General features: G+C 68.0%; 15 protein-coding genes. 12 read left to right on the plus strand and 3 right to left on the minus strand.

Going from position 1 to position 17,231, the window contains the following annotated elements:
• Positions 1-27 precede the first annotated feature (27 nt).
• The gene (locus QHF85_RS43100; protein ID WP_281333304.1) at positions 28-3,360 is read right to left on the minus strand and encodes a DNA methyltransferase; all 3,333 of its coding nucleotides are present in this window, start codon (positions 3,358-3,360) and stop codon (positions 28-30) included.
• A gap of 18 nt (positions 3,361-3,378) precedes the next feature.
• On the minus strand, positions 3,379-4,746 hold the full coding sequence (gene guaD / locus QHF85_RS43105) for a guanine deaminase (RefSeq protein WP_281333305.1): 1,368 nt from the start codon (positions 4,744-4,746) through the stop codon (positions 3,379-3,381).
• A 401-nt stretch (positions 4,747-5,147) separates the two neighbouring features.
• Between guaD and QHF85_RS43110 the strand changes: the two genes are divergently transcribed.
• The 12 genes from QHF85_RS43110 to QHF85_RS43165 all read left to right on the plus strand — a co-directional run bounded on the left by QHF85_RS43110 (position 5,148) and on the right by QHF85_RS43165 (position 16,402).
• Positions 5,148-6,182 carry a radical SAM protein gene (locus QHF85_RS43110; protein WP_281333306.1) on the plus strand — a complete coding sequence of 345 codons (1,035 nt, stop codon included), beginning with the start codon at positions 5,148-5,150 and terminating at the stop codon, positions 6,180-6,182.
• A gap of 52 nt (positions 6,183-6,234) precedes the next feature.
• Positions 6,235-7,164, plus strand: coding sequence for a TauD/TfdA family dioxygenase (locus QHF85_RS43115; RefSeq protein ID WP_281333307.1), 930 nt, complete (start codon positions 6,235-6,237; stop codon positions 7,162-7,164).
• Positions 7,165-7,281: 117 nt separating this feature from the next.
• Complete coding sequence (locus QHF85_RS43120) at positions 7,282-9,147, plus strand: hypothetical protein (protein WP_281333308.1); 1,866 nt, start codon at positions 7,282-7,284, stop codon at positions 9,145-9,147.
• Between the two features lie 97 nt (positions 9,148-9,244).
• Positions 9,245-10,321: a hypothetical protein gene (locus QHF85_RS43125; RefSeq protein ID WP_281333309.1), complete on the plus strand. Its 1,077-nt coding sequence runs from the start codon at positions 9,245-9,247 to the stop codon at positions 10,319-10,321.
• Complete coding sequence (locus QHF85_RS43130) at positions 10,321-12,510, plus strand: molybdopterin-dependent oxidoreductase (RefSeq protein WP_281333310.1); 2,190 nt, start codon at positions 10,321-10,323, stop codon at positions 12,508-12,510. The genes QHF85_RS43125 and QHF85_RS43130 overlap by 1 nt, the downstream gene beginning before the upstream one ends.
• On the plus strand, positions 12,507-13,130 hold the full coding sequence (locus tag QHF85_RS43135) for a 4Fe-4S dicluster domain-containing protein (protein ID WP_281333311.1): 624 nt from the start codon (positions 12,507-12,509) through the stop codon (positions 13,128-13,130). The genes QHF85_RS43130 and QHF85_RS43135 overlap by 4 nt, the downstream gene beginning before the upstream one ends.
• Complete coding sequence (locus QHF85_RS43140; protein ID WP_281333312.1) at positions 13,130-13,645, plus strand: Rieske 2Fe-2S domain-containing protein; 516 nt, start codon at positions 13,130-13,132, stop codon at positions 13,643-13,645. Before QHF85_RS43135 ends, QHF85_RS43140 begins: the two co-directional genes overlap by 1 nt.
• The gene (locus tag QHF85_RS43145; RefSeq protein WP_281333313.1) at positions 13,645-13,917 is read left to right on the plus strand and encodes a DUF6755 family protein; all 273 of its coding nucleotides are present in this window, start codon (positions 13,645-13,647) and stop codon (positions 13,915-13,917) included. The genes QHF85_RS43140 and QHF85_RS43145 overlap by 1 nt, the downstream gene beginning before the upstream one ends.
• Entirely contained in the window at positions 13,914-14,492 is a 579-nt protein-coding gene (locus tag QHF85_RS43150; RefSeq protein ID WP_281333314.1) for a DUF3365 domain-containing protein, read from the plus strand. Before QHF85_RS43145 ends, QHF85_RS43150 begins: the two co-directional genes overlap by 4 nt.
• Positions 14,493-14,496: 4 nt before the next feature.
• Entirely contained in the window at positions 14,497-14,883 is a 387-nt protein-coding gene (locus QHF85_RS43155) for a hypothetical protein (RefSeq protein ID WP_281333315.1), read from the plus strand.
• A 64-nt stretch (positions 14,884-14,947) separates the two neighbouring features.
• Positions 14,948-15,418, plus strand: coding sequence for a hypothetical protein (locus QHF85_RS43160; protein ID WP_281333316.1), 471 nt, complete (start codon positions 14,948-14,950; stop codon positions 15,416-15,418).
• A 123-nt stretch (positions 15,419-15,541) separates the two neighbouring features.
• Positions 15,542-16,402, plus strand: a complete 861-nt coding sequence (locus QHF85_RS43165; RefSeq protein ID WP_281333317.1) for a hypothetical protein — start codon at positions 15,542-15,544, stop codon at positions 16,400-16,402.
• 36 nt (positions 16,403-16,438) lie between these two features.
• On the opposite strand, the gene QHF85_RS43170 is transcribed toward QHF85_RS43165, so the two are convergent.
• Positions 16,439-17,227 (minus strand): ATP-grasp domain-containing protein, encoded by a 789-nt coding sequence (locus tag QHF85_RS43170; RefSeq protein WP_281333318.1) that lies wholly within the window; start codon positions 17,225-17,227, stop codon positions 16,439-16,441.
• Positions 17,228-17,231: the final 4 nt, after the last annotated feature.

A 17,231-nucleotide genomic window follows, 5' to 3' on the forward strand; every position in this document is an offset into this window, starting at 1 on the left:
CGTTCGATGAACTGCGCATCGCGCAGTTCATCGACCCCGAGTCCAGCGCTTGCGCTGGTCCGGGTCCAGGGGCGGACAGCCCCTGGTGGGGCCTGGGGCGAAGCCCCAGCTAGGCGCCTCCTCCTCCTCCGCTTCAACGCGCGTTGCATTGAGCATGTAGAGCCTGTCGATGACTTCGTCCTCGAAGCGCTGCTGTGCGGCGCGGTCCTCGCCTGAGTGGGCGCAATAGGGGGGGACGGGGAGGTCGCTCCAGCCGTAGGCGGTGAGGACGGCGCGGTCCATTTCTTCGTGGAGGGCGCGCAGGTCGAGAATGCGGGGGGCCTCGCAGGAGGGATCTTTCAGGGCGCTGTAGGTCTTCGTGAGGCCCTGGCTCGTGCTTGCCATGTAGTGGGCGCGGGTCTCGTGGAGCGTTTTGCCGATGGATTCGAGGGGGGGGAGGATGGCGCGCGGGTCGGGGGCGGGGAAGGGGAAGGTCGATACGACTTCGTCGGCGCGATAACGGACGACCGTCCCTAGGCCTCCGTGCGTCGAGGCGAGCAACATGGCCCACGCGAGGTGGATCCGGCTTTGCAGCGTGGCGAGCAGCGTGGCGCTGCTCGATGGGAATACGTACATCGTGTTGATGAAGACCTGCTGTGCAGGGACGATTGCGAAGGCCGTGTGGCGCGCGCTCTGCGCGACGGCGATGCATTCGGTCGCGCTCTGGAGCGACGAGGAGAGCGCCACCGATCGCTCGCTGAATTGCCACCACTTTTCGCGACGTGTGGCGCGTGCGTTGCGATCGCGCAGCGGCTTCACGCGCTCCTCGACGATGGCCATCGGCCGCGTGTATTGCCGGGCTCTGTCGAGAGACATTTCGCCGAAATCGATCACCCAGCGGGACGCGTCCTGGCGCGGGGATTCGTTGAATTGCTCGCCTCCCAGGAGCTTGCGCACGACGTCGGCGGCGCCGGGGCTGCTCCGGAGTAGCTCGGCGGCCTCGGCCTCGCGCAGCTCGAATCCACTGCCTCCGAGCATGATGCCCACGTACACGAGGCCTGCGTTGCGCGCGAGCGGCGTCGGGTCGCTCCGCTCGCGCCCGGCCTGGAGGCGCGACGTGATTCCTTCCACGGGCCGTCCGTCGAGCTCGGGGCGCGTGCGGAGCGCCAGGCGCCCGCGTGCGAGGTGGACGATGCTGATGCGCACGTCGGCGCCCCCGGGCCAGGGGCCGTTGCGCCGGGCGGCGAAGATTCGCCCGCCGGCTTCGAGGATGGGCTTGAGGCCCGTGCTCCGCGTATCTCCTTCGGAGATCGACACGGGTCCGACGAAGCCCACGGCACCGTCCGGGCCGGAGAGATCGACGGCGCGCCGGAAGAAGTGCGCGCAGACGTCGGCATTTCCATGCGTCCCTTCGTGAAGGTGCTGGAGCCACGCGAGGTAGTCGCCTCCGCGCGCGGCGCTCAGCGCATTTTTCCCCGCGAAGGGCGGATTGCCGATGAACGCGTCCACCCCGGCCGTCCCCGGCCGCCCCGGCCCGAAGACCTCCGGAAACTCGAGCCTCCAGTGGAATGGCGCCTGCGTCGCCCAGAGCTCCGCTTGCATCCCCCGAAGCTCCGCGAGGATTCCCTCCGCCTCGGAAACATCCCCCCGCTTCTCCGCCGCGAGCCATGCCGTGACCCGATCGAGCCGAAGACGACGATCCTTCTCGCGGTCTTTGTCGTTCTTCTGCGAAAAGAACGCGCCCACCACGAGATCCGCGATCAGCCGCACCCGGCCGAGCGCGTCTTCCGCGTCGAGGAGCAGCCGCTCCTTTTCCCGCTGCGCCTCGAATGTCCCCTCGTTCGCGAGGCCGAGGATCCGCTTCCGGATCCCGATCGCCTCGTCCAGCGCCTCCGCGAGCAATCCAGCAGAGTCCACCTGCGACTTTGGCTTCCAATGGAACGCCCGGATCTGCTCGAAGCTCAATCCCAGAAGCGAATCCCCGTGCCGGATCGCGTGGTCCACGAACGTAAAGGGCTCGTTCCGCGCCATCGTCACGAGCCAGAGCGAGAGCCGCGCGAGCTGCACCGCGTAGGTGTTCTTGTCGACCCCGTACAGACACCGCTGCGCCACGAGCCGCCGCGCGTGGTTCACCACGTCCTCGTGCGCGCTCGCCACCTTCGAAAGCGCCCCCTCCCGCGTCCACGCCGCGACGACTTGATCCGCGAGGTACCGGCATGCCGCCACCAGGAATGCGCCCGACCCCACGGCCGGGTCGCAAACGACGAGGTGGAGGAGCGCCTCCGAGCTCGGAGAATCGCCCATGGCCTCGATCAAGGGCGCGAGCGTGCGCGCGACGATGGGCTCGGTCAGCTCGCGCGGCGTGTAATGGCTGCTCGTGCGCCGACGCTCCGGACCGGGCTGAATCACGAGCATGCCTGCGCTCGCGCGCTCGGGCGTCTTGCCGCTCAGGGGTTCGAGGGCAAGGAGCGCCTGGTCCACCGTCTGCGCGGATGTCACGGCCTCGGCGATCTTCGCGGCGACGGCCTTGTCGAAGGCGAGCTCGTCCTTGAGCCAGCGCTCGCGTTGATTCTCGGGCACCACGAGCAGCGGCGCGGCCTCGACCCAGACGCGCGCCGCGCCTTTCTTGTGGCCGAGCTTGATGCGGACGGCGCCGCTCTCGATGCGGCGCACGGAGAAACCCATGAGCGCCTCGTAGACGCTGCCGATCTGCTCGACGTCGAGCGCCTTGTACGAAAGGCGCTGGCCTCCAAGATAGAGAAGTTTTTCGAGGACCGAATACACCGTGCCGTCGTCGATGCTCGGCAGCACGAGGGCCGCGCGCGCCTCGGGCCCGGCGGCGGGCGCCCGGCCTTCGAGGAAAGGATGGACGGCCGGATCGAAGAGCGTTCCGCGGCGCGGCGGGATGTGGAGGTCGCCATGCGTGACGCCGAGAAAGACGGCGCGGAAGAGGGCGACGAGGCGCGGATACGCCCCGAAGCGGCGGAGCATCGTGTCGGGGGAGGTTTCGTGGTCGGCCCGAAGCGCGTTGAAGAGGCCGAGGAGGCTGTAGTTCTCGGTGAAGAGGGGGTGTTCCACGGGGAGCAGGCCCCACGCCTCGCAAGAAAGCAAAAAGACGAGCCGGAGCAGGAGCGTGAGCAGTCCGGCATAGAGGTGGTCGCCCTCGCGCGCGAGGGCGGCGTGGAGGGCCTTCGTGCCGTCGCGCTCCTCGGCGGCCACGAAGCCGGCGAGCAAGATTTCGAGGGCTTCAAAGACCTGGCGGGAGAGCTCGGTGGTGACGTCGCCGCTGCGCTTGCGGCGCTCGGCGCGGAGGGCGGGGTGCTCTTGATCGGGGGCGACGCCGAACCAGCGCTCGTGGAAACGTTTGTCCGCGTCGATCATTTCGCGCTCAGAGGCTCGTCACCCCGCCCCGGCGACCCGTCTCCCGGCGACCCAGATCTCGGCGAGATTCGCGCGGGAGGCCGTGTAGACGATCTTCGCGAGGACGTCCTCCGGATCGTCGACCTCGTCGAAGAGGCGGATCATACCGTTCGGGGCAGCGGTGTCGACGAGGACGGCGTCGAAGCAGTAGCCGGGCGCGAAGCGGCCGATCGGGAGATCGAGCGCGTCGCCGCCCGCGGCGGTCGCGAGGTGGAAGGCGTCGCGGATGTCGATGCGGGACGAGGGCCGGCCGCGCGTCTCGGGCGGCAGCGCCGGGTCGACGCCGCTCTCCAGCATGCGCGAGGTGACGACGGCCATGCGGCAGGCGTCGAGCATCGAGGCGCTCGGGCCGCCCGAAATGTCCGTGCCCAGGCCGACGCGGATGCCCTTTGCAAGCGCCGCGCGGAGCGGGAAGACGGCGTTCGAGAAATACGCGTTCGACAGGGGACAGTGCGCGACCCCTGAGCCGCGGGCGGCGATGCGGGCCATGTCGTCGGCCGTGATCAGGTTCGCATGGGCGAGGATCGATCGTCGCGTGAGGAGGCCGAAGCGATCGAGGCATTCGGCGTCCGTCACGCCGTGGCGCGCGAGCACATAGCCGTGTTCCCAGTCGCTTTCGGAGCCGTGCGTCTGGACGTGGCAGCCGCTTTCCCTGGCGATGGCGCCGAGGCCCTCGAGCATCGCGTCGGTGCAGGAGGGTACGAATCGCGGTGTCACGACGGGGTGGACGAGCCCGCTCTCATTCGCCGGATGGGCACGCACATATTCAAGGAGCGATCGCGTGCCTTCGAGGCCGGCCTCGGTCGAGGCATCGCGATAATCGTCCGGGCATTCCTGCGGGTTGTCCATCGCGACTTTGCCCACGAGGGCGCGCTGGCCCTTCTCCAGGCATATGTCGACGAGGAGGCGGGTCGCCTCCTGATGGATCGTGGCAAAGTAGAGGGCCGTCGTGGTGCCGTTCGCGAGGAGGTCGGCGACGAGGGTTTCGTAGGCTCTCCGCGCGAAGGCAACGTCGGCGTAGCGGGCCTCCAGCGGGAAGGTGTGGCGCAGCCAGATCTCCAGCGGCACGTGGAGCGCCTTGCCGAGCTGCGGGTATTGCGGGGCGTGGATGTGGAGGTCGACGAAGCCGGGGATCACGTAGGAGCCCTCGGGGAGCGTCACCAGCGTGCCGGCCCTTGACGCGAAGCTCCGGGCGCCTTCGTGGTGGGGGTCGCCCAACCGGGTCACAGCGGCGATCCGGCCCGCCTCGTCGATCTCGACGAGGGCGTCCTTCAGCACCTCGATGGTGCCGAGCACGGGCGCGTGGAAGAAGGTGCCGGCGAGGGTCTTGCCGCGGAGGTCGGTCATTCGGCTTTGCTCTTCCTAGCACGCCTGAACGGCGCAGCCCGTCGCCGAGGACGAGGTCGACCCTTGCCGATGCGCTGGTCGCGCTGCTGCGGCAGCTTGCCGTGCATGGTCTCGACAGACCCTCCCGATCGGCGCGGTCGAGGTGAGGGCTCAAAGGCCCAAACGGGCACGCGCCTTCACGACTACGCTCTCGTCGACCCCGAGCGGGCCGCAAGCGATCGCGACGTGCCTCTTCCACATGTCCATGGTCCGCTCCAGTGGACGCGCGTCCTTGCACGTGTCTGCTCCAGCGGACGCGCTCTCCGAAGCCCGTGTCCAGCACGACATCCGCATACTGGCTCGAACGTTGCGATGGAGCTACCTCGGGCGGCCAGGACGACGCCGCTTCGTGGAGGGTTTTGATGGTTTTCGAAAAATTCATCTGGGATATGACGTATGCGTGCCCGCTGCGGTGCGCGCATTGCTACTCCGAGTCAGGGCGACGCCCCGCTGGGAACCGGGACGACGACGTGATGCGGATCGCGGAGATCATCGCAGAAGATCGACCGAAGCGCGTGTCGCTGAGCGGTGGCGAGCCGCTCGTCGTGAAAAACTGGGCGAAGGCCGCGCGGCGCATCCACGATGCGGGCGCCGAGGTCACGCTGTTCACGAGCGGGTGGACCCTCGAAGAGGCCGACGCGGAGCGGCTCGCCACGTCGGTGACGAGCGTGTGCGTGAGCGTCGACGGCGGGACGGAGCAGACGCACGATGCGCTGCGGGGGCGCAGCGGGTCCTTCGGACGCGCAATGGCTGCCCTGGAGAAACTCGACGCCTTCAAGCGAGGCCGCGACGGGCAATGCTACAAGCTCGGAATCGATTACACCGTGGTCCGTAGCAATCTCGGCGAGGTGGAGCGCTTCGTCGAGGATGTCACGGCGCGCTTCCCGGGGCTCGACGACGTCCGCTTCGCGATGGCAATGCCCAGCGGCCTCGCCGCCGAGGAGGCGTTCGCGGCGCGAGAAATACTCACCGACGAGCAGAACCGAGCGCTGTGTGCCTCGGGCCCGGCCCTTCAGAAACGGAGCCATGGCGATGCGCGCATCTCGATCGCCGACGTGCGAGGCTATCGGCTCCACACGGAGCACTGCGCCACACCGCCGTCCGTGGGGCACATCGAGCCGGACGGACGCATGCGGGCATTCCCGATTTACGAGGCCAAGGTGGGCAGCGCGTTCGAGCAGCCTCTCGACGAGATGTGGCGCCGCATGCTCGCGTGGCAAAAGGATCCCTTCGTCGTCGAGCAGCTCGGCTCCGTCGAGACGAACGAAGATTGGGCGCGCGCGGCGCGTGCGCTCGACCGGCGCTTCGGGTCCAGCGCGGACAAGGGGCGCATTGCCCTTCGCGTCCAAGGTCCCCAGAGCCGTTCCAGCGATCCGGCGGAGCTCGGCCACGTGTGAGGACGACGGCGCCGCGTCGAAGCGGACAGCCCGTCACGAGGAGTGCCACGGTATGAACGAACGATATGTATCCCTGTCCGCGGAGAGCACAGCGTGCCTGACGCGAGCGCTGTCGACGCTGCCGCGGGAGCTCGACGCCGTCGACTGGACCCACGCCGCGAGCGCGCTGTCCGCGGGCCCGCTCGATCTGGACGTCGAGCGTCTGCGGCGAATGCTGTGGAAGGACGACTTCCTGGTCCTGAAGCTCGATCCTGCATGGATGGCGCATCACGGGGCATGGGGATGCCGGGTCGCGACGCGGCTCGTCGCACACCTCCTCGGCCGTGTCATGCCCCAGAACGAGGGCGGCGATCCGGTCACGATGGTCTACAACCGGAACGCGCGTGACCGACAGAACGTGCGTTATACGCAAACCTCCAGAGGAGGCACCCTGCACACGGACCGCGCCAGCTCGCCGGACCGATGGAACTGCCTGCTGCTGGCCTGCATCGCGCCGGCCATGCTGGGCGGGGAGACCGTCCTCGTGCCGGTCGATCGGCTCTACCGGTTCCTTTCGGATCGGTTCCCGCACCATCTCGCCGTGCTGGAGCACGAGTATCACCTGAGATCGATGCTGTTCCCGAACCGCGATTATACGTCGCCGGTGTTTCGGACGATATCGGGGCGTACGACCGTGCGTTACCTCAGGCTGTGCATCGATGCAGGCAACGCGGCGCGAGGCGTGGAGCACACCGACGAGCAAGTCGTCGCGCTCGACATGCTGGATGCGAGCCTCGAAATCGCCGAGCTTCAAATGCAATTCCGGCTCGGGGCCGGTGAAATGCTGATCGCGCTCGACGACAGGGTCCTGCACGGTCGGACGGCGTTCGCCGATGCCCCCGGCGCCATCCCTGTTGCCACGGCCACGCAAGGTGATCCGCGCCCGCTGAAGCGCACGATGGAACGGGTGTGGATCGACGTGGAAGAGCGCACGTCCGCGTAGACCGAAGGCGTTCGGGAGGCCGCGGGCCACGCAGGCGAACCCCCGTCGGCGTCGCGGGTGCGGCGACCAGCGTCCTCTCGCGGGCTTTCTGCCGAAATGGATGAGAGGATGCGGGGGATGCTCGATGTCCCTCGTTTCCCTCCGCCGGAGGCGACCCTCCGCGCCTTCGCGCCGCCCGGCTGGGAAGTCGCCCGCGTGGGAGCAAACGAGCGCGGGGACGTCGCGTTGTACCTGGCGCGCTCGGGGCCCGTTGCCTCGTTCCGGCTGCGGCTCTCGGCGCGACGCTCGATCGCTCGCCCCTCGCTCGCGAGCCCCGTGGGCGACGTGCGCATCGATCAGCCGGGCGGCCTCTCGCTCGAGGCCGCGCACGCGGTCGCGGCGCTTTCGCTCGGCCGCGCACACGCCTTCCTCCTGCCGCTGCTCGCGCTCTTCCCGCACCTGCTCCTCGGGCCCGAGGAGGGCGACGGCGAGGCGCTCCGGGGGCGGCTCTCCCGGGTGCTCGCCGCGCGGCCGCCCTGGCTCGGGGAGGCCTTCCGCGCGGTGGCCGCCGCGGAGGACGACCTCTTCCTCGATCCGCCCGGGATCGCGGCCTGGCTCGCGCCGAACGTCCGCGTGGGCGGCGAGGCCGTGGCCGATCACGTGCTCGCGTCGATCGAGCTGCCCCCGAACCCGCGCCGCACGAGCCTCGATCTGCGCGCGTGCGTGCTGACGTTCGCGCACGTCGAGGACAGGCGCTCGCTGCGCGTCCGGTTCGGAGCGCGCGACGCGGTCTCGCCGCCGTTCGCGGTGGCCGGCGAGGTCGCGGTGGGCCTGCACGAATACGAACATCGTGGTGTCGAGGACGACGTGCCCGTGGCCGCGGCCTCGCTTTGCGCGTGGCTCGCCGCGCTCGTCGCGCTCAAGCGGGCAGGGGCGCGCAAGGTGCGGGTGCCTCGCCGCGTGCACGAGGTGCGCGCCCTCGTGGTGCCCGCGCCCGCGGCGGGCTCCTCCGCGCCCGCGTCCGCCGACATCGACGCCGCTGGTACGCTCCACCTGCACATCGACGCCGAGTGCGGCCAGGCCTGCGTGTTCTGCCCGATCAAGGCCGTGGTGCCGGCGCAGGACGAGGGGGAGGCCGAGCTCGAGGGGCTGCGGCTGCGCATGCGCGCCGCGCGCGAGCGGGGCGCCACGGGCGTGCAGCTCAATGGCCTCGATCCGCTCGCTTTTTCGCGCATCCTCGACCTCGTCGAGAGCGTGGCCGAGCACGGCTTCGAGCGCCTCACCCTCATGGGCCCTGCGCGGCGCCTCGCGGACGCGGATTTCCGGCGGGCGCTCTTCTCGCGCGCGCCGGAAGGCACGCGCGTCGTCGTGCCGATCTACGGCGTGACCGCCGAGGTCCACGACGCGGTCACGGGCCGCCCAGGCTCGCACGCCGAGGTGCTCGCGGCGCTCGATGGGCTGCTCGCCGACGGCAGATCGGCGCACGTGGCGCTCGCGACCGTGACCACGCGACACAACATGCACGAATGGACGGCGCTCGTCGCATTCGCGAACGCGAGGGGTTTGTCCCTCTTCAGCCAGCCAGTTTATCCGCTCCGCGCCGCCGCGGACGCGGCCTACAGGGCCGCCGCGCTCCCGGAGACGGCGATCGTGACCGAGGTCGTGCGCACGCTCGGCGTCCTGCCGCCGGACAGGCGTCCCGAGGCGCTCGCATCGCTCGCCTCCGTGGTGCGCCATCCCTGCGTGCGCTTCCACGCCGAACGCCTCGGGAGCGAGCCGCTCCCGTCCGCCGGCGCGGCCGAGCCGGCGCGCGCGCTCGCCGCGGTGATCCGCAGGGAAAGCGGCCCGAGCGAGGCCGAAGGGGCGCTCGGAGCGGCCACGGTCCCGTGCGCGGAAGCCGCCCGCTGCGCGCTCGCCGCGTCCTGCCCGCGAGAACATTACACGGCGTACGTCGAGCTGTTCGGCACGAGCGAGTTCGTCCCGGTCACGATCGCGTCCGGATAGGAGCGCAGCATTTCGACCAAGCCCCGAGGCTTGTGTCGCAGCTCTCGCATCGTCTTCCCTCTTCCCTCGAGCCGCAACCTTCGACTAGGATGCCTCGGTGCGCTCTGATCTGCCTGCATCGCGCGAGGGGCGCCGAGCGGCATTCGTTGGGTTCTCGGCCGCGACGCTCGTCGTGCTGGGCATGTACGTCGGCAGTCGCAGGTTCAAGGACTTCGACACCGCGCTCGTGCCGTACGCGGCCGCGTCCGCGTTTGCCGCCTTCGCGCTCGGGTACCGATACGCCACGTGGCTCGGGCGTCCTCCGACGTACCGCTACTTCCGACAGACCCTCTCGCTCCTCTTCACGCCCGGGAAGATCGTCTCTCGCTGGGCCATCCTCCTTCGCGGCGCTTTCCGGACCGTTGGCACGCAGCGCTTCGTCTTCCGCCGTTCCCCGCTGCGCTGGGCCTCGCATTTTTGCCTGATGTGGGGGTGCATCCTCGCGTTCGGGATCACGTTCCCGCTCTCTTTCGGCTGGATCCGGTTCGAGACGGCGCGGGACTCGCAGAACATCTACGAGGCGTTCGTCTTCGGCGTCCGCGTGTTCCGGACGAGCCTCGACAGCCCGCTCGCGTCGCTCTTGTTCAACGCGCTCGTCGGTTCGGCGGGGCTCGTGATCGTCGGAGTCATGCTCGCGCTCTATCGGCGCGGGCGCGATCGTGGTGTGCTCGCCGTGCAGGACGGCGCCACGGATCTCGTGCCGCTCGTCCTTTTGTTCGCGATCTCCGCGACGGGGCTGCTCCTCACGGTATCGACGCAGTTCATGAACGGCTACAAGTACGATTCCCTCTCGCAGGTGCACGCCGTGACCGTCGTGCTCCTGCTCTTGTACGTGCCGTTCGGCAAGCTGTTTCATATCGTGCAGCGGCCGACGCAGCTTGGCATTCACGTCTACCGCGAGGTCGCGGCGGCGGGGGAGCAGGCCCGGTGCGTGCGTTGCGGGGAGCCGTTCGCGTCTGCGATGCAGATCGCGGATCTGAAGCGCGTGCAGGCGGAGGTGGGGATTCGGTACGCGCTCCGCGCGGGCAGGCATTACCAGGACGTCTGTCCGCCGTGTCGCAGGAAAAACCTCGCCTTGCTCCAGGACGGGCTCTGGCGAGACGCGCGGCGCCCGAACGCCCGCGAGGAGGCGTGATGGCGAAGCTGCCGATCGTAAAGGAGCGGCTCATCGACGAGTTCGGCCCGCACCCGTACAGCCTGCCGCCCGGCGGTTTCTCCGCGGCGGGCGAGCCGGATCGCGTCGTCGAGACGCACTGCTGCTTCTGCGGGCAGCAATGCGGGATCAAGCTCAAGGTCAAGGACGAGAAGATCATCGGCTTCGAGCCCTGGGAAGAGTTTCCGTTCAATCAAGGAAAGCTCTGCCCCAAGGGCGTCAAGCGATACATGCAGGACGAGCACCCGGATCGGCTGAAGACGCCGCTCGTGCGCGCGGAGGGCAGGGGCTTCGTGCCGATCGGGTGGGGCGAGGCGCTCGACCGCGTCGCGAAGGCCATCCGGCGCGTGCAAGAGGCGCATGGCCCGGATTCGTTCGCCGTGCTCGGAGGCGCGTCGCTGACGAACGAGAAGGCGTACCTCGTCGGCAAGCTCGCGCGCGTCGTGCTGGGCACGGCAAACGTCGATTACAACGGCCGGCTCTGCATGGTCTCCGCGGCGGCGGCTTCGAAAAAGGTCCTCGGCATCGATCGCGCGGCGAACCCCTGGAGCGACATCCCCAAGGCCGAGGTCATCCTCATCGCCGGGGCGAACGTCGCCGAGTGCGCGCCCATCACGACGGATTACCTCTGGCGGGCGCGGGAGAACGGCTCGAAGATCATCGTGCTCGACCCGCGGATGACGCCCATCGCGCGCACGGCCGACCTGTACATCCCCGTCCGGTCGGGCGGCGACATCGGCGTCTTCAACGGCATGCTCCACGTGATGCTCGAACGCGGGTGGATCGACCGAGCGTTCATCGACGAGCACACGACCGGGTTTCCGGAGCTCGAACGGATCCTCGCGAAATACACGCCCGAGTATGCCGGGAAGATTGCGGGGATCCCTCCCAAGCTCATCGTCCGCGCGGCGGAGCTCTGGGGGCCGGCAAAATCGAGCTTTTTGCTGCATGCGCGCGGCATCGAGCACCACTCCAAGGGCGTCGACAATTGCATGGCGGCCATCCATCTCTGCGTCGCCACGGGCAGGATCGGCAAGGAGGGCTCGGGATACGCGATGATCACCGGCCAGGGCAATGGCCAGGGCGGGCGGGAGCAAGGGCAGAAATGCGATCAGCTCCCGGGCGCGCGCGACATCGAGAACCCCGCGCACCGCAAGCACATCGCGTCCGTCTGGGGCATCGACGAAAAGGCCCTGCCGGGCAAGGGCATCTCCGCGATGGAGATCTTCGAGGCCATCCACGCCGGCAAGATCAAGGGCCTCTTCTCGCTCTGCTTCAACCCCATGGTCTCCCTGCCGAACCAGGGGTTCATCCGCGAAGCACTGGAAAAGCTCGAGTTTTTCGGCGCGATTGATTTCTTCATGTCCGAGACCACGCGCCACGCCGACGTCCTCTTGCCGGGCTCGCTCATCGAGGAGGACACGGGCACGACGACGAACGTCGAGGGGCGCGTCATCCTGCACAAGAAGGTCGTCGATCCGCCGGGCGAGGCGCGACAGGACTGGCGGATCCTCTGCGACCTGGCCGAGCGCCTCGGCCAAGGCGAAAAATTCCGTTATGGTTCGCCGCAGGAGATCTTCGAGGAGCTCCGCGCCGCTTCCAAGGGCGGCATCGCCGATTACGCTGGCATCACGTACGAAAAAATCGAGAAAAACTACGGCGTGTTCTGGCCGTGCCCGTCGGAGGACCACCCCGGCACGCCGAGGCTCTACGAGGGCGGTATCTTCGGGCATGCGGACAAGAAGGCGCATTTCCAGCCCGTCGAGTGGAGGCCCGCGGCCGAGGAGCCGGACGAGGAGTACCCGATCGTGCTCACGACGGGCCGCGTCGTCGCGCATTACCTCTCCGGCAACCAGACGCGACGGATCGGCGGCCTCGTCCGGCAGACCCCCGACCCGTATTGCGAGATGCACCCGCGGCTCGCGCAGAAGCTCGGCGTCTCGGACGGCGAGCCTGTCGAGGTCGAGAGCCGGCGCGGCTCGCTGGTCGTGCGCGCCATGATCGTGAACACCATCCGGCCCGATACGGTGTTTGTTCCTTATCACTGGCCGGACGAGCGCTCGGCGAACAGGTGCACGATTCCCGCGCTCGATCCGGTCTCGAAGATCCCGGAATACAAGATCTGCGCCGTTCGCGTGCGTCGCGCTTCGGACCGAGAGGGGGCGCGTTGAGCGAGCGGACGCTTTTCATCGATTACGCGCGTTGCATCGGCTGCCAGGCTTGCGTGCAGGCCTGCGAGGAGTGCGATACGCACAAGGGTCAGGCGATGATCCACCTCGAGACCATCCGCCGCCGTGACAGCGTGCAGACGGCGCCGCAGGTGTGCATGCACTGCGAGGATCCGATCTGCGCACGCGTCTGCCCCGCCGACGCCATCAAGCAGACCCCGGACGGCGTCGTGCAAAGCGCGCTGGCGCCTCGTTGCATCGGCTGCTCGAATTGCGTGCTCGCCTGTCCCTTCGGCGTGCCGAAGTATTTCGGCGAGATCGATCAGATGATGAAATGCGATCTCTGCTACGACCGCACCAGCATCGGCAAGAAGCCGATGTGCGCGACGGTTTGTCCCTCGCAGGCGCTGTCGTACATGACGATCGAGGAATTCGAACGGACGCGGCGCGGCACCGCATTGAACCATTGGGTCTTCGGCGAGGGCGAGGAGGTCCGAACCAAGGTCTCTGTCGTCGTGCCGCGCGGGCGAGACCGCGTGCACGTCGATCTCATCGAGCTCGGCGGCCGGCCGAAGGTGGCCGAGCCGGACGACGTGGCGGCGCTGCTTTCGGAGGACGGCTGATGGCGGAGAACGACGACACGAGTGAGGGCGGGCGAGTGCCCGGGCGTGAGCATTTTCCCATCGGCACGGTGGACGATCGTTATGTCGCGCGGCGCGAGTTCGCGAAATCGCTGACGATCGGCTCGGCGCTGCTCGTCCTCGTCAACGGGGCCATCGCCGCCGTCGCCCGCTGGGTGCGAAAACCGGGGCAGATGGGCGAGGCGGCGCGGATCGGCAAAGCCTCCGATCTCCCGACGGGCGGCTCCATGCTCTTCCGGTATCCGACGGACGAGGACCCTTGTATCCTCGTGCGCACGCAGAGCGGATCCTTGCGCGCGTATTCGCAGGTCTGCACGCACCTCTCCTGCGCGGTCGTGCACCAGCCGCAAAAGGACGAGCTTCTTTGCCCTTGCCACCGAGGGCGCTTCGACGTGAACGACGGCCGTCCCGTCGCAGGCCCGCCTTTGCGGCGCCTGCCTCGGGTATGGATCGAGCAGCACGGCGACGATGTCTTCGCCGTCGGGAGGGACAGCTAGTGCTCTCCGGCCAGGGTTCGACGCTTCTTTCGGGCGTCAACGCGATCATCGGCATCCTCTCCGCCATCCAGCTATGGCTCGTCGCGGCCTCGCTCGAGGCCCTCTACAGCAACGACCTCGTGACGCCCCAGGTCGCGCTCGTCGCGTCCGTCGTCCTCGCCCTCGTCAATGCGCTGCTCTGCCGGCACGCGCTCTCCTTCGATCGCAGGCGTCAGGACGAACGACGGCGCGCCTCGTCTCCGCGGAGGGTTCGGAGCGGAGGCGCGTCGTGAAGCGGATCGAAAAGGTCGCCTGCGTTTCGCTGGGTCTGTTCGTGCTCGCGTCGTCGGGATGCGGCGGCGGGCGTGGCGACGGCAAGCTCACGCCGCAGGAGATGACCGACACGCTCTTCGCGGTGATCTCCGCCAATCGCGAGGCCTACGCGAGCGCGGTCGTCGACCGGCTTCAGTATCAAGAGCAGCTCATCGAGGCGAAGGAACATTTCCGCGAGGACAAGGCGCTGCCCTTGCCCGCGCAAATGCTCCGCATGAGCGCCGAGACGATCAGCCAGAACAAGGACGCGCTCTTCAGTTATGCGCTCCTCTCGCCCTGGCCGATCAACAAGCAGAATGGCCCGCGCACGGAGAGCGAAACGGTCGGCCTCCGGATCGTCGCCGAGACGGGGAAGAGCCATTACGCAGATGAGACGATCGGCGGCAAGAAGTATTTTTCTGCGTATTATCCCGACAAGGGCGTCGTCGAGGCTTGCGTCAAGTGCCACAATGATCACCCGGACAGCCGGCGGAAGGATTTCCGGGTCGGTGACGTCCTCGGCGGCATCGTGATCCGGGTCCGGCTCGACGAGTGAGCGCGTGGCCGGAGAGCATCGCGTGAAATCCGTGATGAAGGGCTCCTTGTCCCCGATCGTGTTGCTCTTCCTCTGCGCGGCATGCGCTGCGTGTGGAAGCCGCCAGGAACACGAGGTTCGAGCCGAATCGATGAAGGACGCGTCGACCTCGTGGATTGGGCTCACGGTGGGCCAGGTCCTTGCCCAGTGTCGCACCCCCGACAGCGAGCTGAGCATGCGCGACGAACCCCCCGGGAAGCTTCGCGGTGTAGAATTCGGCTGCCATCAAGGGGATTCAGCCAAGCGCGTAGTTTTGGAATTCGAGTATCACACCGGATTGTTCTCCGCGGAGCGAACCTGGGCGCTCGAAATTGTGAAGGCGCAACGGGTGATTCGCGTGCTCGAAGAATGAGTGACCGAGCGTGATAAAAAACCGTAATCCTCCCTTGCACTTCTGCGACGGTATCTTCGCGCGGATGCAAGCGCCCCAGCGATTCTGGTCGACGACGTGGCTCGTCGTCGCGCTTTCTCTCACGAATTCCGCATGTAACTTGTCTGGACTCGGGAAGCTCATTTATGACCCCGAGCAGGCGGCGCTCGAGGAAGACCTGAAGAAAAAGCGCGCCGAGATTGCGGAGACGGAGGACGGCTCTTGCCAGACCGCGGAGCAGTGCAAGTACCGGTGCGAGATCTCGGAGCGGGCGCTCGATTGCTACAAAACGGGCAAGGCGGCGCTCAGGGGGCGCGAGGTCCATTATGCCGGTGGCTGGCGCGTCGATAAGGTCTCGGGCTCCACCGACGACATCAACGTGCACTACCAAGAGGGAATCGTGTCGCTATTCTGGCATGATGATCGAGAAACACTCCGCCAAAGAGGCCGCTGCGTTCTATCGGAAGGGCTGCGATCTGAAGGACGAGGAGTGCTGCAAGAAGCTCGAAGTTGCTGAATAGCGGTCCTTGACAGCGCGCAAGAAGGCGCCGGCGGCGCGTGGGGCCGGGGATGGTCTTGGCCGATCAGATCCTTTGCCACGCGACTGGATTGGCTTCCGCCTTCCGCGTACCATGGGGTGATGCAGCCCAAGCCTGGCTGGAATGCCACACGTCGGAACCGCAACATCGGTACGCCGAAGGCGGGGCATGGGCAAAAGAACTGCCTGGTGATCCCAAGCCGCTGGGGAGACGGCCCCTCCTGGGCCCAGATTCGCAGCTATCGGACGGTGCGCCGGGACGTGCACGGGAGGCCGCTGCATTTCGTGGTCCAGCGCCCGCGACGCGGCTTCCTGCACCCCTGCACCGTGGACGACGTGGTCACCGTGCTCTCGGCGTTGCCGAAAGAGGTGCTGGAGGCGCCGGAGGGGTATGGCCTGGCCGGTGTGATTCTGCGGCAACCGAGCCGCAAGCAAGTCATCCTCGATCGCTGCTGGGGGCGCCTCGCATGGCACCTGGAGCTCGGCCCGGTGCAGGGTCCCGCGATATATCTGGATGCGCAGCCGGTGCCGCTCCGGCTACGCAGGAGCCTGCGCCTCGATGTGGAGCAAGAGGCAGAGCTTGGTCGCCTGCGGGAGGAGGCGGACGAAGTGCACTCCGACAAACGTGCGCACCACCTGACCTTCGGGCTGGAGGGGCTGCGGCGGGTCCTGCTGTACCGGACGCTGCTCCACGAGCTTGGGCACCTCGTGGACTTCTGGGACCGGGTGGTACGGCCGGAGCTGCTGGGAGGCGACCTCCTGGAATTGCATGACGCATACGACAGTCAGCCCGAGCGGGAGCGCGAGGAGGTGGCGCATCGTTTTGCCGAGCGCTGGTCCGCCACGTTGCGGGAGCGAGGATGCATTCCATTTCCTCGGTTGGTGGACTGCGCCGCAATGGAGGCGGACGGGCTGGATCCAGCGGCGTTCCTGCCGCCGAAGGCCCCTCCGGAAACAACGTAGTCCCGCGCCCGCGCCGCGAGCGCCTGCGTTCGCCCGCTACCCCACGGGGCGCGACCACCGCCTATCTGTATCGGAAATCCCGTCCCGCGCCACCGTAGCCCGCTCTAGCACGCGAAGCACGCTCGCCGGGTCACAACCGCAGATCCCCGACGCCCACGCAGGGTTCGCCTCCACCACGCCCCAGCCACGCCCAGCCATGCGCCCGACATCCACGACGACAGCGGGCGGCAAGTCCACAACATCATCCGCGAGGAGCGCACGAAGGAATGCACGCGCGCATTCGATGTCGGCCTGGTCCGCCTCCCATTCGCCCGTCGCATTCCGCGCGATCTCCCCGCCGCGGATGTACGGGGAGAGTGCCGCTACGTCGCGCTCGAGAACGAAGCACCGAAACTCCACCTCGAAGGCGACCGGCTCGCTCACCAGCACGGGGAGATCGGGCGGCAGCACGGGGTCCGGCTGGATCGCAGCGCCGTTCGCGTATACGCGCGCGGGAAAGCACTTCTCGTCCGTTGGCTTGACGAACACGCCATCGCGGATCGTCTGGGCCTCCGCGAGCGTCGTGAGGCGCACGTCCCGAAGGCGGTGGTGCTGGGGTAAACCGGGCAGCCAGTCGGCCGTTGGCTCGAGCAATACGATCCCGAGCTCGGAAGCGATGGCGTCCGCGAGGATCGTCTCGCCATAAAATACCGGCCCGCGAGCCGCGATGTCCTCCGGACAGCGGAACGAGCGAAGGCGCTCGACGTCCCAGCCAGCGGCGAGCGCCGCGGCGAACAGCGCGTTCGAGTCGGGGCTGTAGCGGCGGGAGAGCACGAGCGTCGGCATGGGA

Source organism: Polyangium sp. 6x1, assembly GCF_029946515.1.
GTDB lineage: Bacteria > Myxococcota_A > Polyangia > Polyangiales > Polyangiaceae > Polyangium.